The sequence below is a fragment of the Streptomyces tauricus genome, assembly GCF_014650955.1.
GTDB lineage: Bacteria > Actinomycetota > Actinomycetes > Streptomycetales > Streptomycetaceae > Streptomyces > Streptomyces tauricus.
Genome location: NZ_BMVY01000031.1, coordinates 79840 through 105736 on the forward strand (window position 1 = coordinate 79840; position 25897 = coordinate 105736).

At 70.0% G+C, this 25897-nt stretch carries 21 protein-coding genes; 11 read left to right on the plus strand and 10 right to left on the minus strand.

From position 1 onward, the window contains the following. The first annotated feature begins 69 nt into the window (after positions 1–69). The 5 genes from IE278_RS32990 (at position 70) to IE278_RS33010 (ending at position 7349) form a co-directional block, all read left to right on the plus strand. A complete protein-coding gene (locus tag IE278_RS32990) occupies positions 70–1176 on the plus strand; it encodes a substrate-binding domain-containing protein (protein ID WP_189777666.1) in 1107 nt (368 codons plus the stop codon). Between the two features lie 219 nt (positions 1177–1395). Next, complete coding sequence (locus IE278_RS32995) at positions 1396–2187, plus strand: ATP-binding cassette domain-containing protein (RefSeq protein ID WP_189777611.1); 792 nt, start codon at positions 1396–1398, stop codon at positions 2185–2187. Next, the gene (locus IE278_RS33000) at positions 2184–3476 is read left to right on the plus strand and encodes a sugar ABC transporter permease (RefSeq protein WP_189777613.1); all 1293 of its coding nucleotides are present in this window, start codon (positions 2184–2186) and stop codon (positions 3474–3476) included. The genes IE278_RS32995 and IE278_RS33000 overlap by 4 nt, the downstream gene beginning before the upstream one ends. Before the next feature lie 302 nt (positions 3477–3778). Next, on the plus strand, positions 3779–5701 hold the full coding sequence (gene dxs / locus IE278_RS33005) for a 1-deoxy-D-xylulose-5-phosphate synthase (protein ID WP_189777615.1): 1923 nt from the start codon (positions 3779–3781) through the stop codon (positions 5699–5701). 154 nt (positions 5702–5855) lie between these two features. Beyond that, positions 5856–7349 (plus strand): amino acid permease, encoded by a 1494-nt coding sequence (locus IE278_RS33010; protein ID WP_189777616.1) that lies wholly within the window; start codon positions 5856–5858, stop codon positions 7347–7349. A 19-nt stretch (positions 7350–7368) separates the two neighbouring features. On the opposite strand, the gene IE278_RS33015 is transcribed toward IE278_RS33010, so the two are convergent. Continuing rightward, positions 7369–7752, minus strand: coding sequence for a PIN domain-containing protein (locus IE278_RS33015; protein ID WP_189777618.1), 384 nt, complete (start codon positions 7750–7752; stop codon positions 7369–7371). A gap of 57 nt (positions 7753–7809) precedes the next feature. Here IE278_RS33015 and IE278_RS33020 point away from each other — a divergent pair, with 57 nt between their 5' ends. Further along, complete coding sequence (locus IE278_RS33020) at positions 7810–8841, plus strand: PLL family lectin (protein ID WP_189777620.1); 1032 nt, start codon at positions 7810–7812, stop codon at positions 8839–8841. A 201-nt stretch (positions 8842–9042) separates the two neighbouring features. Here the strand turns inward: IE278_RS33020 and IE278_RS33025 are convergent, their stop codons facing one another. The 4 genes from IE278_RS33025 to IE278_RS33040 form a co-directional block, all read right to left on the minus strand. Next, positions 9043–11169 (minus strand): 3-hydroxyacyl-CoA dehydrogenase NAD-binding domain-containing protein, encoded by a 2127-nt coding sequence (locus tag IE278_RS33025; protein ID WP_189777622.1) that lies wholly within the window; start codon positions 11167–11169, stop codon positions 9043–9045. Next, positions 11166–12392 (minus strand): thiolase family protein, encoded by a 1227-nt coding sequence (locus tag IE278_RS33030; RefSeq protein WP_189777624.1) that lies wholly within the window; start codon positions 12390–12392, stop codon positions 11166–11168. The genes IE278_RS33025 and IE278_RS33030 overlap by 4 nt, the downstream gene beginning before the upstream one ends. A gap of 417 nt (positions 12393–12809) precedes the next feature. Next, positions 12810–13838, minus strand: coding sequence for a LacI family DNA-binding transcriptional regulator (locus tag IE278_RS33035; RefSeq protein WP_189777626.1), 1029 nt, complete (start codon positions 13836–13838; stop codon positions 12810–12812). Further along, complete coding sequence (locus tag IE278_RS33040; RefSeq protein WP_189777629.1) at positions 13835–16276, minus strand: glycoside hydrolase family 2 protein; 2442 nt, start codon at positions 16274–16276, stop codon at positions 13835–13837. The genes IE278_RS33035 and IE278_RS33040 overlap by 4 nt, the downstream gene beginning before the upstream one ends. A 160-nt stretch (positions 16277–16436) precedes the next feature. Between IE278_RS33040 and IE278_RS33045 the strand changes: the two genes are divergently transcribed. The 3 genes from IE278_RS33045 to IE278_RS33055 are packed head-to-tail and all read left to right on the plus strand — an operon-like array spanning position 16437 to position 19554. Next, positions 16437–17753, plus strand: coding sequence for an ABC transporter substrate-binding protein (locus IE278_RS33045; RefSeq protein ID WP_189777637.1), 1317 nt, complete (start codon positions 16437–16439; stop codon positions 17751–17753). After that, on the plus strand, positions 17753–18718 hold the full coding sequence (locus IE278_RS33050; protein WP_189777639.1) for a carbohydrate ABC transporter permease: 966 nt from the start codon (positions 17753–17755) through the stop codon (positions 18716–18718). Before IE278_RS33045 ends, IE278_RS33050 begins: the two co-directional genes overlap by 1 nt. Continuing rightward, positions 18715–19554, plus strand: a complete 840-nt coding sequence (locus IE278_RS33055) for a carbohydrate ABC transporter permease (RefSeq protein WP_189777641.1) — start codon at positions 18715–18717, stop codon at positions 19552–19554. The genes IE278_RS33050 and IE278_RS33055 overlap by 4 nt, the downstream gene beginning before the upstream one ends. A gap of 37 nt (positions 19555–19591) precedes the next feature. Here the strand turns inward: IE278_RS33055 and IE278_RS33060 are convergent, their stop codons facing one another. The 3 genes from IE278_RS33060 to IE278_RS33070 form a co-directional block, all read right to left on the minus strand. Further along, on the minus strand, positions 19592–20878 hold the full coding sequence (locus tag IE278_RS33060; protein ID WP_189777643.1) for an HRDC domain-containing protein: 1287 nt from the start codon (positions 20876–20878) through the stop codon (positions 19592–19594). A 168-nt stretch (positions 20879–21046) separates the two neighbouring features. Beyond that, on the minus strand, positions 21047–21709 hold the full coding sequence (locus tag IE278_RS33065; protein WP_055514175.1) for a response regulator transcription factor: 663 nt from the start codon (positions 21707–21709) through the stop codon (positions 21047–21049). Between the two features lie 516 nt (positions 21710–22225). Next, positions 22226–22891, minus strand: a complete 666-nt coding sequence (locus IE278_RS33070; RefSeq protein ID WP_189777645.1) for a DUF3000 domain-containing protein — start codon at positions 22889–22891, stop codon at positions 22226–22228. Between the two features lie 251 nt (positions 22892–23142). Here IE278_RS33070 and hemE point away from each other — a divergent pair, with 251 nt between their 5' ends. After that, complete coding sequence (gene hemE / locus IE278_RS33075) at positions 23143–24210, plus strand: uroporphyrinogen decarboxylase (protein WP_189777647.1); 1068 nt, start codon at positions 23143–23145, stop codon at positions 24208–24210. 40 nt (positions 24211–24250) lie between these two features. Here the strand turns inward: hemE and IE278_RS33080 are convergent, their stop codons facing one another. After that, positions 24251–25078, minus strand: coding sequence for a rhomboid family intramembrane serine protease (locus IE278_RS33080; RefSeq protein WP_189777649.1), 828 nt, complete (start codon positions 25076–25078; stop codon positions 24251–24253). A 102-nt stretch (positions 25079–25180) separates the two neighbouring features. Between IE278_RS33080 and IE278_RS33085 the strand changes: the two genes are divergently transcribed. Beyond that, complete coding sequence (locus tag IE278_RS33085; RefSeq protein WP_189777652.1) at positions 25181–25534, plus strand: hypothetical protein; 354 nt, start codon at positions 25181–25183, stop codon at positions 25532–25534. A gap of 146 nt (positions 25535–25680) precedes the next feature. On the opposite strand, the gene IE278_RS33090 is transcribed toward IE278_RS33085, so the two are convergent. Next, the coding region (locus IE278_RS33090) for a transposase (protein WP_189777654.1) at positions 25681–25897 on the minus strand (217 nt) is incomplete at its 5' end.

Below are 25897 nucleotides of genomic sequence, written 5' to 3' on the forward strand. Positions count from 1 at the left end.
GTTGACTTCCAGCCACCTCGGCCGCAACGTCGCGGCCTCGTCAGGGAGGTTTCTGAAGTGAATACGCGTATGCGTCGCGCCGCCTTTGCCGTTGCCGCTGGAGCGATGGCCGTCTCGCTGGCTGCCTGTGGCAGCGCCGAGGAGTCCGGCGACAAGAGCGACTCCACGAAGTCCGCCGCCAAGGGCGACAACATCAAGGTCGGCCTCCTCCTTCCGGAGAACCAGACCGCGCGGTACGAGAAGTTCGACAAGCCCTTGATCGAGAAGAAGGTCAAGGAGCTCACGAACGACAAGGGCGAGGTCGTCTACGCCAACGCCAAGCAGGACGCCACCACGCAGTCCCAGCAGGTCGACACGATGATCACCAACAAGGTGGACGTGCTGATCGTGGACGCGGTGGACTCCAAGGCCATCGCCAACGGCGTGAAGAAGGCCAAGGACGCCGGCATCCCCGTCGTCGCGTACGACCGCCTCGCCGAGGGCCCGATCGACGCCTACACCTCCTTCGACAACGAAGAGGTCGGCCGCGTCCAGGGCAAGGCGCTCCTGGAGGCCCTGGGCGACAAGGCCAAGCCCTCCGCGAAGATCGTCATGATGAACGGCGCGGTCACCGACCCGAACGCCGCCCTCTTCAAGAAGGGCGCGCTCTCCGAGCTCGACGGCAAGGTGGACATCGCCAAGTCGTACGACACCAAGGAGTGGAAGCCGGAGAACGCCAACGCCAACATGGAAGGCGCCATCTCGGCGATCGGCAAGGACAAGATCGTCGGCGTCTACTCCGCCAACGACGGCATGGCCGGCGGTATCATCACCGCCCTCAAGGCCGCGGGCGTCTCCCCGCTGCCGCCCGTGACCGGCCAGGACGCCGAGCTGGCGGGCGTGCAGCGCATCGTCTCCGGCGAGCAGTTCATGAGCGTCTACAAGTCCTACCCGCAGGAGGCGGACGTCGCCGCGCAGATGGCCGTCGCGCTCGCCAAGGGTGAGAAGCTCGACTCCATCGCCAAGGACTCGGTCGACAGCCCCACCACCAAGGGTGTCCCGTCGGTGCTCGTCCCGGTCGTCTCGCTGACCAAGGACAACATCAACGACACGGTCATCAAGGACGGCATCTACACCGTCGACGAGATCTGCACCGCCAAGTTCAAGTCCGCCTGCAGCAAGGCCGGCGTCAACTAGGTAATGGCACGTCCCTTACCGCGTACGGGAATTCGCGTCACTGAATTCCCGTACGGGCCTGTGGTCCACGAAACCGTGGCCATGAGGGGCGGTCGTACCAGAAGCCCCTCCGGCGCCCCGCAATCACCAGCCCCGCAGCTAGGGCGGGGCGCCGGACGGAACACTTCACTCCCCCCAATTCTTCTGCACAACCTCCCGCCGGGTCAGGCGGCGAAGGAGATGGTCAACGTGTCCGCTACGCCTGTTCTGGCGTTGCGCGGGGTCTCGAAGCGATTCGGTGCCGTTCAGGCGCTCACCGACGTAGAGCTCGAGGTCCACGCCGGTGAGGTGGTCGCCCTGGTCGGCGACAACGGCGCCGGAAAGTCCACGCTGGTGAAAACAATTGCCGGCGTGCACCCGATCGACGAGGGTGTCATCGAATGGGACGGCAAGGCCGTCCAGATCAACAAGCCGCACGACGCCCAGCACCTGGGAGTCGCGACGGTCTACCAGGACCTCGCGCTGTGCGACAACATCGACGTCGTCGGCAACCTCTACCTGGGTCGTGAGCTGAAGAAGCGCGGCATCCTGGACGAGGTCGAGATGGAGCGCCGCTCACGCGAACTGCTCCAGACGCTGTCGATCCGCATCCCCAGCGTGCGCATCCCGATCGCCTCGCTCTCCGGCGGTCAGCGCCAGACCGTGGCCATCGCCCGCTCCATGCTCGGCGAGCCCAAGCTGGTCATCCTCGACGAGCCCACCGCGGCCCTCGGTGTCGAGCAGACCGCCCAGGTCCTCGACCTGGTCGAGCGGCTGCGCGAGCGCGGCCACGCCGTCCTCCTCATCAGCCACAACATGGCCGATGTGAAGGCCGTCGCCGACAAGGTGGCCGTGCTCAGGCTCGGCCGCAACAACGGAGTCTTCGAGGTCAAGGCGACCTCGCAGGAAGAGATCATCTCCGCCATCACCGGTGCCACGGACAACGCCGTGACCCGCCGTGCGGCGCGCAGCAACGGGGAGGCTCAGAAGTGAGCATCGACAAGACCTCCGCCAGCACGGACGAGCACGCCGTCGCGAACCCCGAGGCCGCCGCCGACGCGGTGACCGTGGTCGACCCCAGGCTGCTCGTGCGCGAGCAGGGCCTGGCCGGCTACATCGGCGAGTTCAAGCGCAAGATGAAGGGCGGTGACCTGGGCTCCGTCCCGGTCGTCATCGGCCTGATCGTCATCTGCATCATCTTCCAGAGCCTGAACTCGGCCTTCCTCTCCGCCGAGAACCTCAACAACATCGCCGTCGCGATGGTCGCCACCGGCATGATGTCGGTCGGCATCATCTTCGTGCTGCTGCTCGGCGAGATCGACCTGTCGGTCGGCTCGGTCAGCGGTGTGGCGGGTGCCATCACCGCCGTACTGAGCGTCACGCACGGTGTGAACGAGTGGCTGGCCGTCCTCATCGCCCTCGTCAGCGGTGCGGCCATCGGCGCGCTCCACGGCTTCTTCTTCGCCCGGATCGGCGCCCCCGCGTTCGCGGTCACCCTGGCCGGCCTGCTGTTCTGGCTCGGCTTCATGCTCCAGATCCTGGGCGAGAACGGCACCATCAACATCGACGGTGACGGCGTGGTCGGCAAGCTGACCACGTACTACTTCTCGGACGTCGCGGCCGCCTACGGCCTCGCGCTCGTCGCCGTGGTGCTCTTCTTCGTCACCAGCTTCCTGGACAGCCGCCGCCGCGAGGCCGCGGGCATCCCGTCCCGGCCGCTGGGCGACCTGATCCTGCGTACGGCCCTGCTCGCGATCGTGGCGTTCGCAGCCGCGATCATGTTCAACCAGTACAAGGGTCTGCCGCTGGCGCTGCTGCTGTTCATCGTGGTCCTGGTCGTCAGCGACTTCGTCCTGCGCCGCACCGGCTACGGGCGCAAGATCTTCGCGCTCGGCGGCAGCGTCGAGGCGTCGCGCCGTGCCGGTATCAACGTCACGGCGGTCCGCGTCTCGGTCTTCGCCCTGGCGGGCTTCTTCGCCGCCGTCGGCGGTCTGTTCTGGGCCTCGAAGATCGCCGCGGCCAACCAGAGCGCCGGTGCCGGTGACCTCCTGATGAACGTCATCGCGGCGGCCGTCATCGGTGGCACCAGCCTCTTCGGTGGCCGGGGCCGCACGTGGAACGCGCTGCTCGGTGTCATGGTGATCACCTCGATCCAGTACGGCCTCGCCCTGGAGGGCATCGCCACGCCGGTCCAGTACATGATCACTGGTGGTGTGCTTCTGGCCACGGTCGTCATCGACTCGATCACGCGCAAGACGCAGAAGACGGCGGGCCGCGCATAACGGTTCAGCGGTCGCACGGCTGAGCCGGGACTGCCCGTCGGTGGGTAGACGCGGGTAAGTCGTGGCTGGTCGCGCAGTTCCCCGCGGCCCCTTACGGGGCCCGACAGCGGGGCTTGAGTGCCCGGCACCCTCGTGGTGCCGGGCACTTTTGTGTGGTCTGGGGCGTTTGGCGGGGGAGCCGGATGGCGAGATGATGTACGGCCGAACGCGTGATGTATGACGCACAGCCCGGGCGTCGTCGGGGGAGACGGAACATTAGACTCGACAGGCCCGGCAATCGCTCTACTGCAAGGAGGCACGGGGTGCCGCTGCTGACCCGCATCAAGGGACCGCGCGATCTGGACCGGCTCAGCCTGGAGCAGCTGGATCAGCTCGCCGACGAGATCAGGACCTTCCTCGTCGACGCGGTGTCCAAGACCGGCGGCCACCTCGGCCCCAACCTCGGTGTCGTCGAGCTGACGATCGCCCTGCACCGGGTCTTCGAGTCCCCCAAGGACCGGATCCTGTGGGACACCGGACACCAGTCCTACGTCCACAAGCTGCTCACGGGCCGCCAGGACTTCTCGAAGCTGAAGATGAAGGGCGGCCTGTCCGGCTACCCCTCGCAGGCCGAGTCCGAGCACGACGTCATCGAGAACAGCCACGCCTCCACGGTCCTCGGCTGGGCCGACGGCCTCGCCAAGGCCAACGAGGTGCTGCGCAAGGACGACCACCACGTCGTCGCCGTCATCGGCGACGGGGCGCTCACCGGCGGCATGGCCTGGGAGGCGCTGAACAACATCGCCGACGCCAAGGACCGCCCGCTCGTCATCGTCGTCAACGACAACGAGCGGTCGTACGCGCCCACCATCGGCGGCCTCGCGAACCACCTGGCGACCCTGCGCACCACCGACGGCTACGAGCGCTTCCTGGCCCGCGGCAAGGACCTCCTGGAGCGCACCCCGGTCGTCGGCAGGCCCCTCTACGAGACCCTGCACGGCGCCAAGAAGGGCCTCAAGGACTTCATCGCCCCGCAGGGCATGTTCGAGGACCTCGGCCTGAAGTACGTCGGGCCCATCGACGGGCACGACATGGAGGCCCTGGAGTCCGCGCTCGCCCGCGCCAAGCGCTTCGGCGGCCCCGTCATCGTGCACTGCCTCACCGAGAAGGGCCGCGGCTACCAGCCCGCCCTGCGCGACGAGGCGGACCGCTTCCACGGCATCGGCCCCATCCACCCCGACACGGGCCTGCCCATCAAGGCCTCGGGCGCCGACTGGACGTCCGTCTTCGGCGACGAGATGGTCGCGCTCGGCAAGGAGCGCGAGGACGTCGTCGCGATCACGGCGGCCATGCTCCAGCCGGTCGGCCTGAAGAAGTTCGCGGACGCCTTCCCGCACCGCATCTACGACGTCGGCATCGCCGAGCAGCACGGCGCCGTCTCCGCCGCGGGCCTCGCCACCGGCGGACTGCACCCCGTCTTCGCGGTCTACGCGACCTTCCTCAACCGCGCCTTCGACCAGGTCCTGATGGACGTGGCCCTGCACAAGTGCGGCGTCACCTTCGTGCTCGACCGGGCCGGCGTCACCGGCACCGACGGCGCCTCCCACAACGGCATGTGGGACATGTCGATCCTCCAGGTCGTCCCGGGCCTGAGGCTCGCCGCGCCCCGGGACGCCGACCAGGTCCGCGCCCAGCTGCGCGAGGCCGTCCAGGTCACGGACGCGCCGACCGTGGTCCGCTTCTCCAAGGGCGCGGTCGGCCCGGCCGTCCCCGCCGTGGGCCGCGTCGGCGGCATGGACGTCCTGCGCGAGCCCGGCACCGACACCCCGGACGTGCTCCTCGTCTCGGTCGGCGCGCTGGCGCCCATGTGCCTGGAGATCGCAGGCCTCCTGGACCAGCAGGGCATCTCCACCACCGTCGTCGACCCCCGCTGGGTCAAACCCGTCGACGAGGCCATGGCCCCGCTCGCCGAGCGGCACCGCGTGGTCGTCACCGTCGAGGACAACTCCCGCGTCGGCGGCGTCGGCTCGTCGATCGCCCAGGCCCTGCGCGACGCCGGTGTGGACGTGCCCCTGCGCGACTTCGGCATCCCGCCGCGCTTCCTCGACCACGCCTCCCGCAAGGAGGTCATGGCCGAGATCGGACTGACCGCACCGGACATCGCCCGGCAGGTCACCGGCCTCGTCTCCAAGCTCGACGGGCGGTACGACCAGGCCCACGCCACACCGGAGCCCGCCCGCGACTGACACGGCGGCCCCGGCCGACACACCCGACTGGGCCGGTTCCAGCACCCTTTACGGTGGCTGAACCGGCCCATTCGCGTGAATGCCCACGCGCCGGGGCATACGGACCACGCACCCTCTCGATCATGTCGAGGACGACAAGCGTGGGAGGTACGCCGTGAGCAACACCCTCTTCAGGACGAAGAAGATCGAGCAATCCATCCAGGACACCGAGGAACCGGAGCACGCGCTCAAGAAATCCCTGTCCGCCCTGGATCTGACCGTCTTCGGGGTCGGTGTCATCATCGGCACCGGCATCTTCGTCCTCACCGGCACGGTCGCCAAGAACAACGCCGGTCCCGCCGTCGCCCTGGCCTTCGTCGTGGCCGGGGTCGTCTGCGCGCTCGCCGCGCTCTGCTACGCCGAGTTCGCGTCCACCGTCCCGGTGGCCGGCTCCGCGTACACGTTCTCGTACGCCTCCCTCGGTGAACTGCCCGCCTGGATCATCGGCTGGGACCTCGTGCTGGAGTTCGCGCTCGGCACCGCGGTGGTCGCGGTCGGCTGGTCCGGCTACATCGCCTCGCTGCTCGACAACGCGGGCTGGCACCTGCCCGCGGCGCTCAGCGGCCGGGAGGGGGCGGACGGTTTCGGCTTCGACATCCTCGCCGCCGCCCTCGTGCTGGTGCTCACCGCCATCCTCGTGGTCGGTACGAAGCTCTCGGCGCGGGTCACCGCCGTCGTGGTGGCCATCAAGGTGACCGTCGTCCTCGTCGTGATCATCGCCGGTGCCTTCTTCATCAAGGGCGACAACTACGACCCGTTCGTCCCCAAGGCGAAGCCGGTGGAGGCGGGCAGCGGCCTCGACTCGCCGCTCATCCAGCTGATGTTCGGCTGGGCACCCTCCAACTTCGGCGTGATGGGCATCTTCACCGCCGCCTCCGTCGTCTTCTTCGCCTTCATCGGCTTCGACGTCGTCGCCACGGCCGCCGAGGAGACCAACAACCCCCAGCGGGACATGCCCCGCGGCATCCTCGGCTCCCTGCTCATCTGTACGACGCTGTACGTGGCGGTGTCGGTCGTCGTGACCGGCATGCAGCACTACACCAAGCTGTCCGTGGACGCCCCGCTCGCCGACGCCTTCAAGGCCACCGGGCACCCCTGGTACGCGGGCTTCATCAGCTTCGGCGCCGCCGTCGGCCTCACCACCGTCTGCATGATCCTGCTGCTCGGCCAGACCCGGGTCTTCTTCGCGATGAGCCGCGACGGACTGCTGCCCCGCTTCTTCTCGCGCGTCCACCCGCGCTTCAGGACCCCGCACCGGCCGACCATCCTGCTCGGCGTGATCATCGCGATCGTCGCCGGCTTCACCAGCCTCAGCGAGCTGGCCGAACTGGTCAACATCGGCACGCTGTTCGCGTTCGTCGTCGTCGCGATCGGCGTGATCATCCTGCGCCGCACCCGCCCGGACCTGCCGCGCGCCTTCCGCACCCCGCTGGTACCGCTCCTGCCGATCGTCTCGGTCCTCGCCTCGCTGTGGCTGATGCTGAACCTGCCCGCCGAGACCTGGCTGCGGTTCGCCATCTGGATGGCGCTCGGCTTCCTCGTGTACTTCGTCTACGGCCGCTCGCACAGCCGCCTGGGCCGCGACGAGAAGGCGGCCGAAGCCCGCTAGATCGTGGTGCGGAGCGGGGTCACGGGCGGACGGTCCGCGGGCCCGTGACCTCGGCGCCCAACTCCGTCACCCTGCGCCGCAGTTCACGGTCCGCCGTGACCACCAGCCGCACGCGGTCCGGGTGTTCGGCGACCAGCTCCACGATCCGGTCGTCCCCGCTGCCGGGCGCCGCCACGACCCGCACCCCGGGCACGGACGTCACCCCGCGGGCGCCCCCCTCGACCACGAGGACCAGCTCCAGGGGCACCGGAAGGTCCGGGAGACCCGGGAGGCCTTCGTCGGCGTACGGGACGAGCAGGTCCCGTACGCGCTCCGCGGCGCCCCGGCGGTCGCGCCACCAGCCGTCGGGGACGGACCCCACCACGTTGGCGGCGTCGACGATCACGAGCGGGGCGGTGTCCATACGGCCAGGGTCGCACGGAGGGCGATCACACGACCCGATTAGAGTGGGGGAGTGTCAATGGTCCACACACTCAACGGTGCCTGGCTCATACGCGGCCGGGACGGCAAGCTCAGCGCCTACGCTCCACTGGAGGAAGCGGTGTGGTGCTGGGCCGAGCAGCGTCCCGGCGGCCCCTGGACGGCCCCCCGCGCGGTCGGCGGCGACCAGCGCGTCCACCCGGTGCTCGCCGTGGGCCAGGGCTCCGACGCCTACGCCCACCTGGTCTCCTGGCGGCCCACCATCGCCGGGGAGGCGGGACTCGTCCACTCGACCCACTTCAGGCCGCACCTCGCCGCACTCGACTGGAACCCGCTCGGGCACCCGAACGCCAAGGGGGGCCGGACCGGCGTACCGGCCGTCACCGTGGACGCCGAGGGCCGCGCGCACGTCTTCGTACGCAACAAGGGCGGCGGGGTCAGCATGCGCGGCCAGAAGGAGCGCGGGGGCTGGGGCCCCTGGCGCGACCTCAAGGGCCGCGAGGTCACCGGCGAACTCGCCGCCGTCACCCGCGCGTCCGGACTTGTCGAGCTGTACGCGGCCACACCGGCCGGCATCCTGCGCTGGACGCAGGCCGGTCCCGGACACATCCCCGCCCTCGACGAGGAGATCCTGAAGGTCGCGGTCCGGCCGGGGACCCTGCGGGCGCTGACCACGTCCGACGAGCACGTGACGCTGTTCTACACGGACGACAACGACACGGTGTGCGCGTGGCGGGCCGGGGCGGAGCCGGTGGAACTCCTCGGCCGCGCGGGGCCCGGGGCGGTGTCCGCGATCCGCTGCACGCTCGACGAGGTCGACTGCACGTTGCTCGCGCAGCGGTCCGCGAGTGGGCGGGTCGCGTTCGCGGCGTATCCGACGGAGCAGGAGTCCGCGGGGGCGTGGTGGACGGACTCCGGGCCGCAGCTTCCCGGCGACGCGGTGGTGTCGCTGGCGGAGGACGCGGAGGGGCGGGTGGTCGCGGCGACTCTCGCCCCGTCCACCGGCGCCCTGCTCCTCACCCACCGCAAACCGGAACCGGGCCTGGCCCTGGAGGCCTGGCAGAGCATCTGATCACGCCCCCGCCGCCCCTACCCGTTCCCGTCCACGTCTCGGGGGCCAGCCCCCGAACCCCCGCTCCTCAAACGCCGGAGGGGCTAATCCCTTAGCCCGTCCGGCGTTTGAGGACGAGCGCCGGAGCGCGATTTCGGGGGCGAGGGGGCGCAGCCCCCATGTAGTGACGGGACGGGTAGGGGCGGCGGGGGCGAAAGAAAACTACGCCGGGACCGACGCCACCCCCGGGGCCAGGAACGGCTTGCCGTTGACGCGCTGGGAGACACCCTCACGGTCCAGGTACGGCGTGATCCCACCGAGGTGGAACGGCCACCCCGCACCCGTGATCAGGCACAGGTCGACATCCTGAGCCTCAGCCACGACACCCTCGTCGAGCATGAGCCCGATCTCCTGCGCGACGGCGTCGAGCACCCGCGCCCGCACCTGCTCCTCGCTCAGGACGACATCGCCCTGCCGCAGCAGCGCCGCCACCTCCGGGTCCAGCTCCGGCTTCCCGGAGTCGTACACGTAGAAGCCACGCTTGCCGGCCTTGACGACCGCCGCCAGGTTCGGCGAGACGGTGAAGCGGTCGGGGAAGGCCCGGTTGAGCGTCTCGGAGACGTGCAGACCGATGGCCGGACCGACCAGTTCCAGGAGCACCAGCGGAGACATCGGCAGGCCCAGCGGCTCGACCGCCTTCTCGGCGACCGCGACCGGCGTGCCCTCGTCGATGACGTTCTGGATCTCGCCCATGAAACGGGTGAGGATGCGGTTCACGACGAACGCCGGGGCGTCCTTCACGAGCACCGCGGTCTTCTTGAGCTTCTTGGCGACACCGAACGCCGTGGCCAGCGCGGCGTCGTCCGTCGCCTCGCCCCGCACGATCTCGAGGAGCGGCAGGATCGCGACCGGGTTGAAGAAGTGGAAGCCCACGACCCGCTCGGGGTTCTTGAGCTTCGACGCCATCTCGGTCACCGACAGCGAGGAGGTGTTGGTGGCGAGGATCGCGTGCGCCGGGGCGACCGCCTCGACCTCCGCGAACACCTGCTGCTTGACGCCGATCTCCTCGAAGACGGCCTCGATGATGAAGTCGGCGTCGGAGAAGCCCTCGGCCTTGTCCAGGACACCGGACACCAGGGCCTTCAGACGGTTGGCCTTGTCCTGGTTGATCCGGCCCTTGCCGAGCAGCTTGTCGATCTCGGCGTGGACGTAGCCCACACCCTTGTCGACGCGCTCCTGGTCGATGTCGGTCAGGACGACCGGCACCTCCAGGCGGCGCAGGAACAGCAGGGCGAGCTGCGAGGCCATCAGACCGGCGCCGACGACACCGACCTTGGTGACCGGGCGGGCCAGCGACTTGTCCGGCGCACCCGCCGGGCGCTTGCCGCGCTTCTGGACGAGGTTGAACGCGTAGATACCGGCGCGCAGTTCGCCACCCATGATCAGGTCGGCGAGCGCCTTGTCCTCGGCGTCGAAGCCCTGCTGGAGGTCGCCGTTCTTCGCGGCCGCGATGATGTCGAGGGCGCGGTACGCGGCCGGGGCCGCCCCGTGCACCTTGCTGTCCGCGATGAAGCGGCCCTTGGCGACGGCCTGGTCCCAGGCCTCGCCGCGGTCGATGACCGGGCGGTCGACGACGATCTCGCCCTTGAGGACGGACGCCGTCCAGATCAGCGACTGCTCCAGGAAGTCCGCGCCTTCGAAGAGCGCGTCGGCGATCCCCAGCTCGTAGACCTGCACGCCCTTGAGCTGCTTGTTCTGGTTGAGCGAGTTCTCGATGATCACCGAGACGGCCTTGTCGGCGCCGATCAGGTTCGGCAGCAGGGCGCAGCCGCCCCAGCCGGGCACCAGACCGAGGAAGACCTCGGGGAGCGAGAAGGCGGGCAGGGACGCGGAGACCGTGCGGTAGCTGCAGTGCAGACCGACCTCGACACCGCCGCCCATGGCCGCGCCGTTGTAGTACGCGAAGGTCGGGACCGCGAGGGCGGAGAGCCGCTTGAAGACCTCGTGGCCGCCCTTGCCGATGGCGAGCGCGTCCTTGTGCTCCTTCAGGAGCTCGACGCCCTTGAGGTCCGCGCCGACGGCGAAGATGAACGGCTTGCCGGTGACGCCGACGCCGATGATCTCGCCGGCCGCCGCCTCCTTCTCGACCTGGTCGATCGCGGCGTTCAGGTTCGCCAGCGAGGCCGGGCCGAAGGTGGTCGGCTTGGTGTGGTCGAAGCCGTTGTCCAGCGTGATGAGCGCGAAGCGCCCGGCGTTGAACGGCAGGTCGAGGTGGCGTACGTGCGCCGACGTCACGACCTCGTCGGGGAACAGCTCCGCTGCGCCCTTCAGGAGTTCAGTGGTGCTCACTTGTCGCCTCCGGCGTCCTTGTGGTGCGGGTTCTCCCAGATCACCGTGGCGCCCATGCCGAAGCCGACGCACATGGTGGTGAGGCCGTAACGGACCTCCGGCTGCTCCTCGAACTGGCGGGCCAGCTGAGTCATCAGCCGCACGCCCGAGGAGGCCAGCGGGTGGCCGTACGCGATGGCGCCGCCGTACTGGTTGACGCGCGCGTCGTCGTCGGCGATGCCGTAGTGCTCCAGGAACGCGAGGACCTGGACGGCGAAGGCCTCGTTGATCTCGAACAGGTTGATGTCCTCGATCGACAGGCCCGCCTTGGCGAGGGCCTTCTCGGTGGCCGGGATCGGGCCGTAACCCATCACCTCGGGCTCGACGCCCGCGAAGGCGTACGAGACGAGGCGCATCCGCACCGGCAGGTCGTGCTCGCGGGCGAACTCCTCGGACGCGATGATCGAGGCGGTGGCGCCGTCGTTCAGACCGGCCGCGTTACCGGCGGTGACCCGGCCGTGGACGCGGAACGGGGTCTTGAGGCCGGCCAGGTTCTCCAGGGTGGTCCCCGGGCGCATCGGCTCGTCGGCGGTGACCAGGCCCCAGCCCGTCTCGCCGACCTCCGCGTTGGTGTTGCGTACCGAGATCGGCACCAGGTCCTGCTGGATCTTGCCGTTGGCGTACGCCTTGGCGGCCTTCTCCTGCGAACGCACCGCGTACTCGTCCGCGCGCTGCTTGGTGATCGTGGGGTAGCGGTCGTGCAGGTTCTCCGCGGTCATACCCATGAAGAGGGCCGACTCGTCGACGAGCTTGTCGCTGACGAAACGGGGGTTGGGGTCCACGCCCTCGCCCATGGGGTGGCGGCCCATGTGCTCGACACCGCCCGCGATGACGGCGTCGTACGCGCCGAACGCGACGGAGCCGGCGGCGGTCGTGACCGCGGTCAGCGCGCTGGCGCACATGCGGTCGATCGAGTAGCCGGGGACGGACTGGGGCAGCCCGGCCAGGATGCCGGCCGTGCGGCCCAGCGTCAGACCCTGGTCGCCGATCTGCGTGGTCGCGGCGATGGCGACCTCGTCGATCTTCTTCGGGTCGAGTCCGGGGTTGCGGCGCAGCAGCTCCCGGATCGCCTTCACGACGAGGTCGTCGGCGCGGGTCTCGTGGTAGATGCCCTTCGGGCCCGCCTTGCCGAACGGGGTGCGGACGCCGTCGACGAAGACGACGTCCCTGACGGTACGAGGCACGATGGCTCTCCTCCAGATGCGGATTGCACTACTGCGATGCGCTGAGCGCGCGCTCAGGACCCATGCTACTTACGGGTAACGTAGCTGCCCAGTCCCGGGGCCCGGAGCGGCGAAGGTCACACGCTCCATTGTGGGTTCGTCGCAGCGGCCGCGCCGTTCCCCGCGCCCCTTAGGGGGTGAGGGTGAGGGTTGTATGACGGGTGCGGGTCCGTCGGGGCTGGGTGCGCAGTTCCCCGCGCCCCATCGGGGCGGGGGTGGCCGTTGTGTGATGGTTGATCGCATCGTTCCTCGTGGGCCTGGTGGATAGAAGCTGGGGCGCAGCCCCGTTTTCAGGGGCGCGGGGAACTGCGCGGCCAGCCACGGCACACCCGCACTCCTCCCGTACCGGCCAGCACGTCCCACCCCGAAGGGCACCCCTCAGCGAGGCGGCGCCGTAGACCCCCGAGGGGTCAGCACGGGCGTGGGCACCGGATGCGACCCCCCACCCCCACCCGTGATCACGCCGAACAACGTTCGAGCGACCTCCGCCCCGAACCCGTGCACGTCATGACTCATCGCCGACAACGTCGGATGAGTGAGCCGGCACAGCTGCGAGTCGTCCCACGCCAGCAGCGACACATCCCCCGGCACGGACAGCCCCATCTCGGACGCCACCGACAGCCCGGCCACCGCCATGATGTCGTTGTCGTACACGATCGCGGTCGGCCGGTCCGAGGCGGACGCGGTCAGCAGCGACCGGGTGGCCCGCGCCCCCGCCTCCCCCGAGAAGTCGGTCGCCACCTGCCACGCCCCGCTCAGCTCAAGCCCCCGCGCCGCCGCGTCGAACGCGGCCGTACGGATCGCCGTGTGCCCGAGCCCCGCCGCCCCGCCGACCCGCGCGACCCTCCGGTGTCCGAGCGCCGCGAGATACCGCACGGCCTCCGTGACGGCACTCGCGTCGTCGGTCCACACGGAGGTGAGCCCGCCGGTCAGCGAGGGGTGCCCGACGGCCACGACGGGCATCCCGAGCCGTTCGACGGCGGCCACCCGCGGATCGTCCGCCCGGAAGTCCACCAGGATCGACCCGCTGACGTGCTTGCCCCGCCACCAGGAGTCCTGGAGCCCGACCTCCTCCTCCACCGTCCGCAGTAGCCGCAGCAGCAGCGAGCACGAGTGCTCGGTCAGCACGCTCTCCACCCCTGAGATGAACTCCATGTAGAACGGTTCGAGCCCGAGCAGCCGCGCCGGCCGGCAGATCGCGAGGCCCACCACGTCCACCCGCCGCCCGGCCAGCGACCGCGCGGCGAGGTTCGGCGCCCAGCCCAGTTGGCGGGCCGCCTCGAAGATCCGGTCCCGGGTCACCTCGGACAGCCCGGGTTTGTGGTTGAAGGCGAGCGACACGGCGCCCTTGGACACCCCGGCGCGGGCCGCGACGTCCTTGATCGTGACGCGGGGTGATGTCGTCATCGTGCGGGCTCCACGCAGTACAGGGCGGAGCGTAGGGTCTCCGCGTCCGGATCCCCCAGAGTCTCCCAGCCCCGCACGCCGATGGTCACCTGTTCTCCCGGGAGCAGCGTGACGAGCCCCCGGTCGGCCGAGGCGGCGGGGGACAGCCGGTCGGCCTGCAGCAGCAGATCCCGTACGAGCGTGTGGGCGGTGACCGTGACCTCTCCCGGAGCCGCGACCGAGACGTCGAACCGAGGCCGCGGGTACGGGATCTCGCGGTCGGCGAGAGGAAAGTACAGCGCCCGCACCCCACCCGAGCCCTCACGCACGCCCCCGCCTGAGTCCCCGCCTCCGCACCCGTCCGCCACCAGGAACTCCTTCGGTCCCACCGGCTCAAGGTCCTTGGGGACGCGCAGATCGGCCACCGCCCGTGCCCCCGCCGCCAGCTCCACGCCCGCCTCCGCCACCACCCCGCCCTCCACCGACATCCGACGCAGCGCCACCCGGCACGCCCAGGGCTCCGCCGACTGGTTGACCGCCGCCAGTACGAGCCCCCCAGGCCCTGGCCGGAGCGTCAGCAGCCGGTCCGCGTACAGCCGTTTCAGCTCGTGGTAGAGCGGCTTCTCGCGCCCGTCTCCGTCGATCGCGGCCCAACTGGTCACCGGCCAGCAGTCGTTGAGCTGCCAGAGGATCGTGCCCGCGCACACCGGCCAGTTCGCCCGCCAGTGCTCGATGCCCGCCGCGACGGCCCGTGCCTGGTTCACCTGGGTGAGGTAGTGCCATCGGTCGAAGCCGTCCTCGCCGAAGCCCTGTTCGGGCACGGTGAAGTGCCGGGCGAGCCCGCGTGCCAGCTTCCCGTTGCCGTCGTCGGCCTTCTGGTGGTGCAGCATGCCGGGGGAGTCGGGCGCGAGCACCTCGCCGGGCAGGGCGCGCCGCAGGGTGGCGTACGCGGGCGGCGCCTGCCAGCCGAACTCGGCGACGAACCGCGGGACTTCACGCCGGTACTCCGCGTAGTCCTCCCGGTTCCACACCTCCCACGAGTGATGGGTGCCGTGCGCCGGGTCGTTGGGGTGGTGGTCCCAGGAGCCCGACCAGGGGCTGCCCGCCGCGTACGGGCGGGTCGGGTCCAACTCGGCGACCACGCGCGGCAGCAGGCCCAGGTAGTAGCCCTCACCCCACGAGTCCCCGGCCAGCCGCCGCTCCCAGTCCCAGTCCCGGAAGCCCCACAGGTTCTCGTTGTTGCCGTTCCACAGCACGAGCGAGGGATGCGGCATCAGCCGTACGACGTTCTCGCGGGCCTCGGCCTCCACCTCGCCGCGCAGGGGCTGCTCCTCCGGGTAGGCGGCGCAGGCGAAGGGGAAGTCCTGCCAGACCAGCAGGCCCAGTTCGTCGCAGGCGTCGTAGAAGTCCTCACTCTCGTAGAGGCCGCCGCCCCAGACGCGTACGAGGTCCACGCCGGCGTCGGCCGCCTGGGTCAGCCGGGTGCGGTAGCGCTCGCGGGTGACCCGCGAGGGGAGGACGTCGTCCGGGATCCAGTTGACCCCCCGGGCGAAGATCCGCTCGCCGTTGACGACGAAGGTGAAGCCGGAGCCGTGCTCGTCGTCCCGGCGGTCGAGCCCGACGGTCCTGAAGCCGACGCGCCGATGCCAGGAGTCCAGCGGCCCGCCCACGTCCGAGAGCAGCAACTCGACCTCGTACAGCGGCTGTTCGCCGTAGCCGCGTGGCCACCACAGGGCGGCGTCCGGTACCTCGACGCGTACCACCGCGCTCGTGCCGACGACGTCCACGGCCGTCTCGACCCCGCCCACGCGGGCCCTCAGGGTCAGTCCGGCCTCCACTCGTGACCGCTCGACCTCCACCCGCAACTCGACCCGCCCGAGGCCCTGCTCGACCGTCACGAGAGGACGTACCCGGGCTATGCGCGCGGTCGTCCAGTGTTCGAGGCGGACCGGTTTCCAGATGCCGGCCGTCACCAGGGTCGGACCCCAGTCCCAGCCGAAGGAGCAGGCCATCTTCCGGAGGTACTGAAACGGCTCGGGGTATTCGTTCGGCCGTTCACCGAGCCGTCCGCGCACCGCCTCCGCCTCGCCGTACGCGGACCGGAAGCGGACCGAGAGGCGTCCGCCGAGCCCTGTGACGTCGAAGCGGTACGAGCGGTGCATGTTCCGTACGGCGCCGAGGAGTTGGCCGTCGAGCCGGACCTCGGCGACCGTGTCGAGGCCGTCGAACACGAGGTCCGTCTGCTCGTGCCCGCCCGGCGCCGGAGCGAGCGTCGTCTCGTACAGCCAGTCGCGCCGCCCGACCCACGCCACCTCGGTCTCGCCGCGCCCGAGGAACGGGTCCTGGATGACCCCCGCCGCCAGCAGATCCGTATGCACGCAGCCCGGCACCGCGGCCGGCAGAGCGGCCCCCTCGTGCCGCAGGATCCATCCCTCGTGGATCGGCGTGACCTCCAGCATGCGCACTCCTAAACCGGTATAGGCCAATGCTGACCGGACGGTAGTAAACGCCTCTCGATCCTTGGCGAAATAAGGACTTTACCGGTTTAGCGCCTACTGCCAGAGTGCGGAACCAGCCATCCCACTCGTGCTCATCCGTCCCCGAACGGAGCTGGTGCAGATGAACCACCGCACGAAGATCGCCGGAAGCCTCCTCGCCGCCGCGCTGCTGGCCGCGGGCTGTACCGGAAGCGGAGGCACGTCGAAGGGCGCGGACGCCGAGGCCCCCGACGACCCGAAGAAGGTGTCCGGCACGATCACGGTCCTCACCCACCGGACCGACCTCGTGCAGGACGGGACGATGAAAAAGTACGCGGCCGAATTCAACAAGACCTATCCGAAGGTCGAGGTCGAGTTCGACGCCCTCACGGACTACGAGGGCGAGGTCAAGATCCGGATGAACACCGAGAACTACGGCGATGTGCTGATGATCCCCGCCGTGATCAAGAAGAACGACTACCCGAAGTTCTTCGCGTCCCTCGGCACCGAGACGGAACGCGCGAAGAAGTACCTGTTCACCGACTTCACCACGGTCGACGGCAAGGTCTACGGGCAGAGCCCGATGGGAGCCCTCCCCGGCTTCCTCTACAACAAGCGGGTCTGGAAGGAGGCGGGGATCACCGACTGGCCCACCACACCGGCCGAGTTCGTCGCCGGTCTCAGGGCCGTCAAGTCGAAGACCGACGCGATCCCGTACTACACGAACTTCAAGGACATGTGGCCGCTGACGCAGTGGACGTACATGGACGGCGCGGTCAGCTGCGACCCGCGGGCCACGTCCCGTCTCGCCGAGGGCGACCCGTGGGCGAAGGGCGAGGACCTGCGCGTCGCCGACACCCTGCTGTACGACATCGTGCGCGGCGGGCTGATCGAGAAGGACCCGACGACCACCAACTGGGAAGCCTCGAAGCCCAAGTTGGCCAAGGGTGACATCGCCACGATGTGGCTCGGCTCCTGGGCGATCACCCAGTTCCGGGCGGCGGCGAAGCAGGCCGGCGCGAACCCGGACGACATCGGCTTCATGCCCTTCCCGGCCCAGCGGGACGGGAAGTTCTGCGCGACCATGTCGCCCGACTACAACCAGGCCGTCAACATCAACTCCGACCACAAGGCGGCGGCCCGCGCCTGGATCGACTGGTTCACCGACACGTCCGGTTACGCGGCCGACAACCTGACCCTCTCCCCGGTCAAGGGCGACCCGCTGCCCGAGGTGCTGCGGCCGTACGAGGACGCCGGCGTGAAGCTCATCGAACTCGACGACGCCAAGGGCGCGGAGGTCAAGGAGATCGACAACGAGTCGGAGGTCGGCATCTACAAGCCCGACTACCGCCAGGACCTGGTCGATCTCGCCCGCGGCGCCAGGAAGGGCAGCCTCGACGACTTCCTCGGCGACCTCGGCGAGCGCTGGGAAGAGGCGCGGAAGTCCACGGGGTCCTGATGGCGGACACGACCGAGACCGGTGTGACCGGGAAGGCGGCGCGGCGCGTGGAGGCCGCGCCCGCCGCCCGCACGGCACAAGCCCGGGCCCCGCGCGGGTCACGGCTGCGGCGGGGCCTCACTCCGTGGCTCTTCCTCGCCGCCCCGCTGGTCCTGCTGATCACGTTCACGTACGCGCCGGTCGCCAACATGGTCGCGTACAGCTTCACCGACTGGGACGGCGTCAGCCCCGAGCTGAGCTACACGGGCGGCGAGAACTACGTCGAACTCTTCACCCGCCCCGAGCTGTTCGAGGTCTTCTTCGTCAGCGGCTACTACCTGGCCGCCTCCGTCGTGCAGATCGTCGTCGCGCTCTACTTCGCGACGGTCCTCAGCTTCAACGTGCGCTTCCGGAACTTCTTCAAGGGTGTGCTCTTCTTCCCGTACCTGATCAACGGGGTGGCGATCGGTTTCGTCTTCCTCTACTTCTTCCAGGACGGCGGCACCCTCGACTCGATCCTGGGCCTCCTCGGTGTCCACTCCGACCGCGCCTGGCTGGGCACCCCGGTCTCCGCGAACGTCTCCCTGGCGGGGGTCTCCGTCTGGCGCTACCTGGGCCTGAACTTCGTCCTGTTCCTCGGCGCGATCCAGTCCATCCCGGGCGAACTGTACGAGGCCGCCGAACTGGACGGGGCGAACCGCTGGCACCAGTTCCGGTACATCATCGCGCCCGGCATCAGGCCCGTACTCAGCCTGACCGTCATCCTCTCCGTCTCCGGCTCGCTGTCCGCCTTCGAGGTGCCGTTCATCATGACCGGCGGCGCGACCGGCACGGAGACCTTCGTGATCCAGACGGTGAAGCTGGCCTTCCAGTTCAACAAGACGGGGCTGGCCTCGGCGGCCGCGGTCGTCCTGCTCCTGATCATCCTGGCGGTGACCTGGGTCCAGCGACGCCTCGTCCCGGACGACAAGGTGGACCTCGTATGACTCGCCTCTCGCGCCACCGGGCCGCCCGGACTCTCACCTATCTGTCCCTGGTCGTCGCGAGCGTGGTCGTCCTGCTGCCGCTCCTCGTGGTCCTCCTGACCTCCCTCAAGTCGGAACAGGAGATGGCGAACGACAGCGGGGCGCTCCAACTCCCCGACGACCCGCTGAACTTCGACAACTACGTGACGGCCTTTCAGGACGGCCGGATGCTCTCGGCGTTCGGGAACACGGCGATCATCCTGCTCTTCTCCGTCACCGGCACGGTGATCATCGGATCGATGGCGGCGTACGCGATCGACCGCTACACCTTCCGGGCCAGAAAGCTGGTCGTCGCCCTCTTCCTCGTCGCCACGCTCGTACCCGGCGTGACCACCCAGGTGGCGACCTTCCAGATCGTCGACAGCTTCGGCATGTTCGACACCCGCTGGGCGCCGATCGTCCTCTACATGGGCACCGACATCGTCTCGATCTACATCTTCCTGCAGTTCGTCCGGTCGATCCCGATCTCGCTCGACGAGTCCGCCCGGCTCGACGGGGCGAACGCCTTCACGATCTACCGGAAGATCATCCTGCCGCTGCTGAAGCCCGCGATCGCGACGGTGGTCATCGTGAAGGGGATCACCGTCTACAACGACTTCTACATCCCGTTCCTCTACATGCCGTCCGAGGATCTTGGCGTGATCTCAACGTCCCTGTTCCGCTTCAAGGGCCCGTTCGGAGCGCACTGGGAGAACATCTCGGCGGGAGCGGTCCTGGTCATCCTCCCCACCCTCCTGGTCTTCCTGTTCCTCCAGCGCTACATCTACAACGGCTTCACCAGGGGCGCCACGAAGTGAGGGCGCCCCTGAGGGCGCCCTTTCAGGGGCCGAAGCCCTACTCCTTGGCCTTGGCCTTCACAGCCAGCGCGGCGACCAGCACGGGCGTGACCTGTTCGACCTGCCAGGCCCGGGCCCCGTACCCCGCGAGGGCACTGGCCACGGACGCCGCGTCCGGAGCGGCCGGCGGCTCCCAGCACACCCGCCGCACCGTATCCGGAGTGATCAGGTTCTCCTGCGGCATGTTGAGCGTCTCCGCCAGCGCGGACACAGCGGCCCGCGCCGCCGACAGCCGCGCCGCGGCGGCCGGATCCTTCTCGGCCCAGGCGCGCGGCGGAGGCGGCCCGTTGAGCGGCTGACCCGGCTGCGGCAGCTCCGCGTCCGGCAGCTCCTTCGCCCGGTCCACGGCCGCCTGCCACTGCTCCAGCTGGCGCTGGCCCATGCGGTGCCCGAAGCCGTTCAGCGCGGCGAGCGCGTGCACGTTGGCCGGTACGGCGAGCGCGGCCTCGACGATCGCCCCGTCGCCGAGGATCTTGCCCGGCGAGATGTCCCGCCGCCGCGCCGCCCGGTCCCGGGTCTCCCACAGCTCCCGTACGACGGCCATCTGCCGGCGGCGGCGCACCTTGTGCATGCCCGACGTACGGCGCCACGGGTCCTTGCGGGGCTCCGGCGGGGGCGCCGAGGCGATCGCGTCGAACTCCTCGCGGGCCCACTCCAGCTTGCCCTGCCGGTCGAGCTCCTTCTCCAGCGCGTCCCGCAGGTCGACGAGCAGCTCCACGTCGAGCGCGGCGTAGCGCAGCCACGGTTCGGGCAGCGGGCGGGTCGACCAGTCGACCGCCGAGTGCCCCTTCTCCAGTACGAAGCCCAGGACGCCCTCGACCATCGCGCCGAGCCCGACCCGCGGGAACCCGGCGAGCCGGCCGGCCAGCTCGGTGTCGAAGAGGCGGCTGGGGACCATACCTATCTCCCGCAGACACGGCAGATCCTGGGTGGCCGCGTGCAGGACCCACTCCACTCCGGAGAGCGCCTCGCCGAGGCCCGACAGGTCGGGACAGGCGACGGGGTCGATGAGCGCGGTGCCCGCGCCCTCGCGGCGCAGCTGCACCAGATACGCGCGCTGGCCGTAGCGGTAGCCGGACGCCCGCTCGGCGTCGACGGCGACGGGGCCGGTGCCTGCCGCGAACGCGGCGATCATCTCCGCGAGGGCGTCCTCGTCGGTGATCACCGGCGGAATTCCGTCGCGGGGCTCCAGCAGGGGGATCGGCGCCGGTTCGACGTCGTCCGGAGGAGCGCCTCCGGTGGTTCGCAGTGAACTGTCTGCTGCGGTCTCTTGGGCGTCGGTCACCTGTCAAGGGTATCTGTGTATGACAGACGCCCGTCGACGGAACGTTCCGTCGACGGGCGTCCGAGGGTCGTAAACCAGTCAGGTCGGTGAATCCTGCATCAGTCGAGCGTCCTGGTTCGTGCGAAGGGGATGATCCGGTTCAGGCGGCGGGGATGAATTCGGTGGGGGTCAGTGGATGATTCCCGTGCGCAGGGCCACCGCCACCATCCCGGCGCGGTCACCCGTGCCGAGCTTGCGGGCGATGCGGGCGAGGTGGCTCTTGACGGTCAGCGCGGACAGGCCCATCGAGACGCCGATGGCCTTGTTCGACTGGCCCTCCGCCACCAGCCGGAGCACCTCGACCTCACGGCCGGACAGCTCGCGGTAGCCACCCGGGTGGCTCGGGGAACCCGGGGGGCGGCGGTGCATACGGGCGGCGGCCGAGCCGATGGGGGCGACGCCCGGCCGGGTGGGAAGCCCGACGTTCGTACGGGTGCCGGTGACTACGTAGCCCTTGACGCCGCCCGCGAGGGCGTTGCGTACGGCGCCGATGTCGTCGGCGGCGGACAGGGCCAGGCCGTTCGGCCAGCCCGCGGCGCGGGTTTCGGACAGGAGGGTGAGGCCGGAGCCGTCGGGGAGATGGACGTCTGCGACACAGATGTCGCGGGGGTTGCCGATGCGGGGACGAGCCTCCGCGACGGACGAAGCCTCGATCACGTCGCGAACACCGAGCGCCCACAGATGGCGGGTGACGGTGGACCGCACGCGGGGGTCGGCCACGACCACCATCGCGGTCGGCTTGTTCGGGCGGTAGGCGACCAGGCTTGCGGGCTGCTCAAGGAGAACGGACACCAGGCCTCCTGGGGGTGCGGGACGGGGGACCGGCTGTGGGGATGAAGCCGGGACGAACCGTGCTTTCAAGGTCACAGAGGTCTTCGGCATCAAACCCGTCCGCCTTTAGAGAATGATCACGATTTGGTGAGTAATAATGCGTGCAATTCGGACGCACGATCGATCATCCGAAGATCGAAACGAGTCCGCTCCGCTTCGATACGAGGCCGAAAGTGGTCGTATCGATAAAAGGGCAAACGTGTTTTCGTGCAGGCCGCGGGTGGTTCGGGGTCGCGTGAGGGGGCGCGGGGGCGCCATCGGGGCGCGGGCGCGGCAGGCCACCCTCCGGAGGCGCCTCGGAAGGGGGAGGTCTGACGGAGGGTTGACGGCGCTCGTGCGGACACAACTGAAGCCGCACCTCGCAAGAGGCACGGCTTCAGGTAGGCGCCCTCAAGGGGCGCGGGGAACTGCGCGACCGGCCACGACGCACCCGCAGACAAAAAGCGGACCTGCGGCGCGGCGGCCAGAGGCCAGCGCCTAGCGGCTCTGTGGACCCCGCCGCTGCGGCAGCGTGACGACGGAGGCGTCACCGGGCGCCGCAGGCGGCAGACCGGCGATCTGGGCGAGCAGGTCGCACCAGGAGGCCAGGTGCGACGCGGTGTCGGGCACCCCGCCCAGACCCTCACGCGGAGTCCAGGACGCCCGGATCTCGATCTGCGACGCCGGGGGCCGCTCCGACAGGCCGCCGAAATAGTGCGAGCTTGCCCGGGTGACCGTGCCGCTGGGCTCGCCGTACGACAGACCGCGGGCCTGCAGCGCACCCGTCAGCCAGGACCAGCAGACGTCGGGGAGCAGCGGATCGGAGGCCATCTCCGGCTCCAGCTCCGCACGGACCAGCGTCACCATGCGGAACGAGCCCTGCCAGGCGTCGTGCCCGGCCGGGTCGTGCAGCAGGATCAGCCGGCCGTCCGCCAGATCCTCCTCACCGTCGACGACGGTGGCCTCCAGCGCGTACGCGAACGGCGCGAGCCGTCGCGGTGCCTTCGTCGGATCGATCTCGATCTGCGGCCGCAGCCGCGCGGCCCTCAACGCATCGACGGCGGCTCGAAAAGGCAGCGGAGCCGCCTCCATCGCATCCCGCTCCCCCTCCTTCGGGTCGTCCATTCCAGCGCCGTCCGACAGTCGTCCCTGAGCCGCAGCCATGCGGGGAAGATTAAGGGGAACAGAGCCTTTGCGCAGGGAGAGACACCCGTGCGCCGGACCACTGTCCGGATCACGTTGCCGAAAAGCGCCCCTGCACGCGCCGTTTCGCGACGGTACGGGCCGGAGTACGGGGCGCGGTGGGGGCCGGGTGCGGGTCTGGGCGCGAGTCGGGCGCGGGCCGGGTGCGGGTCGGGTGGCCCCGCGTCGGGGCCGGGCTTTCGGTGCCTCCGGGCCGTGCGAGACTTTTCGTCGTGAGCGTCATTGACCGCCCCAAGGGCCAGCAGCCGACCGCGACATACGACTCCGCCTTCCTCAAGGCGTGCAGGCGCGAACCCGTGCCGCACACGCCCGTGTGGTTCATGCGGCAGGCCGGACGCTCACTGCCCGAGTACCTGAAGGTGCGCGAGGGCATCCCCATGCTGGAGTCCTGCATGCGGCCCGAGCTGGTCGCCGAGATCACCCTCCAGCCGGTCCGCCGGCACAAGGTGGACGCGGCCATCTACTTCAGCGACATCGTCGTACCGCTGAAGGCCATCGGGATCGACCTCGACATCAAGCCCGGCGTGGGCCCCGTCGTCGCGAACCCGATCCGCACCCGCGCCGACCTCGACCAGCTGCGCGATCTGACGCCGGACGACGTCTGGTACGTCACCGAGGCGATCGGACTGCTCACCCGCGAGCTGGGCCCGACCCCCCTCATCGGTTTCGCGGGCGCGCCCTTCACCCTCGCGAGCTACCTCGTGGAGGGCGGCCCGTCCCGCAACCACGAGCACACCAAGTCGCTCATGTACGGCGACCCGCAGCTCTGGGCCGACCTGCTCGACCGGCTCGCCGACATCACCGCCGCGTTCCTGAAGGTGCAGATCGAGGCGGGCGCCTCCGCCGTCCAGCTCTTCGACTCCTGGGTCGGCGCGCTCGCCCCCGCCGACTACCGGCGCTCCGTGATGCCCGCCTCCTCGAAGGTCTTCCAGGCCGTCGAGTCGTACGGCGTGCCGCGCATCCACTTCGGTGTGGGTACGGGGGAGCTGCTGGGGCTCATGGGTGAGGCCGGCGCGGATGTCGTCGGCGTCGACTGGCGTGTGCCGCTGGACGAGGCGGCGCGGCGGGTGGGCCCCGGTCGGGCGCTCCAGGGGAACCTGGACCCGGCTGTCCTCTTCGCTCCCACCTCGGTCGTGGAGCAGAAGGCCCAGGAGGTGCTTGACGCCGCCGCGGGGCTGGAGGGGCATGTGTTCAACCTCGGGCACGGGGTTCTGCCGTCGATGAGCCCGGACGCGTTGACGGGGCTCGTGGAGTACGTGCACCGGAGTTCGCAGCGCTGAGGTCTCGGCGGGGCGCCCCGGCGCCCCTGGCCAGGCGGGCTCACCAGCCGTGGTGGGCTCTTCTGCCCCACAGGAGGCCGCGTGGCTGGGGCGGCGGTGTGGTGCCCCGGCGCAGGGGCCAGGCCAGGAGCATGCCCGTCAGGAAGCCGACCACGTGGGCCACGTACGCGACCGTGCCGGCCTCGGAGATGCCCCTGCCGGACGAGTACACCGCCTGGAGGCCGAACCAGAAGCCCAGCACGATCCAGGCGGGCAGCCGCAGCGGCAGGAAGATCAGGAACGGGACCAGGACCCACACCCTGGCCCGTGGGTAGAGGACCAGATACGCGCCCAGCACTCCGGCGATCGCGCCCGACGCACCGATCAGCGGGTCGCCCGAGTCGGCGTTGACCAGCGCGAAGCCGTAGGCCGCCGCGCCGCCGCACGCCACGTAGAAGAGCGCGTAGCGGATATGGCCGAGACGGTCCTCGATGTTGTTGCCGAAGATCAGCAGGAAGAGCATGTTGCCGAGCAGGTGCACCCAGCCGCCGTGCAGGAACATCGCCGTGAGGACCGACAGCTGCGGTGACTTGTCGTAGCCGGGCGGGCCGACGGCACAGCCGCGACCGGTGGCGCCCACGGCCACGTCGCCCGTGGGGACCGTGGCCGGGAGCTGTCCGTGGATCAGCTCCCGCGGGACCACGGCCCAGTGGTCGAGGAACGCCTGCAGATGGCACAGCTGGGCCAACTGGGACGGACCGCTCCCGCCGGTGAGCGAACTCGCCACGCCCGGAGTGGCCAGGAACACCACGAAGTTGGCGATGATCAGCGCGTACGTCACATAGGGCGTGCGGCGTGCGGGGTTCACGTCATGGACGGGTATGACCACGGGGGAATCCTGCCCCGGTTCGGGGAGTCTGAACGGGGGCGGGGTCGCGTGCGTATGTTTCGGCAACCGCCCGTGATCCCTGCAATACGTGAGGAACAGGTCATGAACGACCGAGTCGCTCAGCCGTTGATCGCCACGCCGGACGGCGAGGCGGAACTCGCCGTGGTCCTCAGGCTGTCCTGGGAGGACGTGGCCGCGCTCGGCCAGGAGGCGGGGAGGCTGGCCGCGAGCATGCAGCGGCCCGTGACGCTGGACGAGGCGGCGAGCCATCGGCTGCGGGGGCGGCAGGCGGGGTCGCATGCGCGGCCCGCGGCGGCTTCGGCGTCCGCCATGCCGGCGGCTGCGCCGGCGGTGGGCGGGGCCCAGGTGTCCGCGGTCTCCGCGTTGTCGCGGACGCCGGGGGAGCAGGCTCGGCAGGCCATCGAGAAGATCAATGGCAATGCGCAGGGGGCTTGAGGGGGCGCTGTTCGGCTGACCGCCGGTGGGGGGGGGGTTGCGCAGTTCCCCGCGCCCCTGGGGGGTGGGGGGTGCGGTCGTCTGTCGGCCGTCTGCCCGGGGGGTGGTGCGCCGTTCCCCGCGCCCCTAGGGCCTGTCGTCAAATGTCACGCCCACATCAGGAGTGAGGCGAGGGTGATGGCCGCTTCGTAGGACTGGGCGGTTTTGTCGTAGCGGGTGGCGATGCCGCGCCACTGCTTGAGGCGATTGAAGCAGCGTTCCACGACGTTGCGGTGCTTGTAGACCTCGCGGTCGAAGGCCAGCGGGCGGCCACCGCGGCTGCCTCGCCGGGCCCGGTTGCCGACCTGGTCGGCCCGCTCGGGA

Bases quoted from the DNA above. Each gene is read 5' to 3' on its own strand.
- IE278_RS33055 (WP_189777641.1), top strand. From the start codon at position 18,715: ATGACTCGCCTCTCGCGCCACCGGGCCGCCCGGACTCTCACCTATCTG.
- IE278_RS33085 (WP_189777652.1), top strand. From the start codon at position 25,181: ATGAACGACCGAGTCGCTCAGCCGTTGATCGCCACGCCGGACGGCGAG.
- IE278_RS33035 (WP_189777626.1), bottom strand. From the start codon at position 13,838: ATGACGACATCACCCCGCGTCACGATCAAGGACGTCGCGGCCCGCGCC.
- IE278_RS33020 (WP_189777620.1), top strand. From the start codon at position 7,810: ATGGTCCACACACTCAACGGTGCCTGGCTCATACGCGGCCGGGACGGC.
- IE278_RS33015 (WP_189777618.1), bottom strand. From the start codon at position 7,752: ATGGACACCGCCCCGCTCGTGATCGTCGACGCCGCCAACGTGGTGGGG.
- IE278_RS32990 (WP_189777666.1), top strand. From the start codon at position 70: ATGCGTCGCGCCGCCTTTGCCGTTGCCGCTGGAGCGATGGCCGTCTCG.
- IE278_RS32995 (WP_189777611.1), top strand. From the start codon at position 1,396: ATGGTCAACGTGTCCGCTACGCCTGTTCTGGCGTTGCGCGGGGTCTCG.
- IE278_RS33050 (WP_189777639.1), top strand. From the start codon at position 17,753: ATGGCGGACACGACCGAGACCGGTGTGACCGGGAAGGCGGCGCGGCGC.
- IE278_RS33045 (WP_189777637.1), top strand. From the start codon at position 16,437: ATGAACCACCGCACGAAGATCGCCGGAAGCCTCCTCGCCGCCGCGCTG.
- IE278_RS33070 (WP_189777645.1), bottom strand. From the start codon at position 22,891: ATGGCTGCGGCTCAGGGACGACTGTCGGACGGCGCTGGAATGGACGAC.
- IE278_RS33040 (WP_189777629.1), bottom strand. From the start codon at position 16,276: ATGCTGGAGGTCACGCCGATCCACGAGGGATGGATCCTGCGGCACGAG.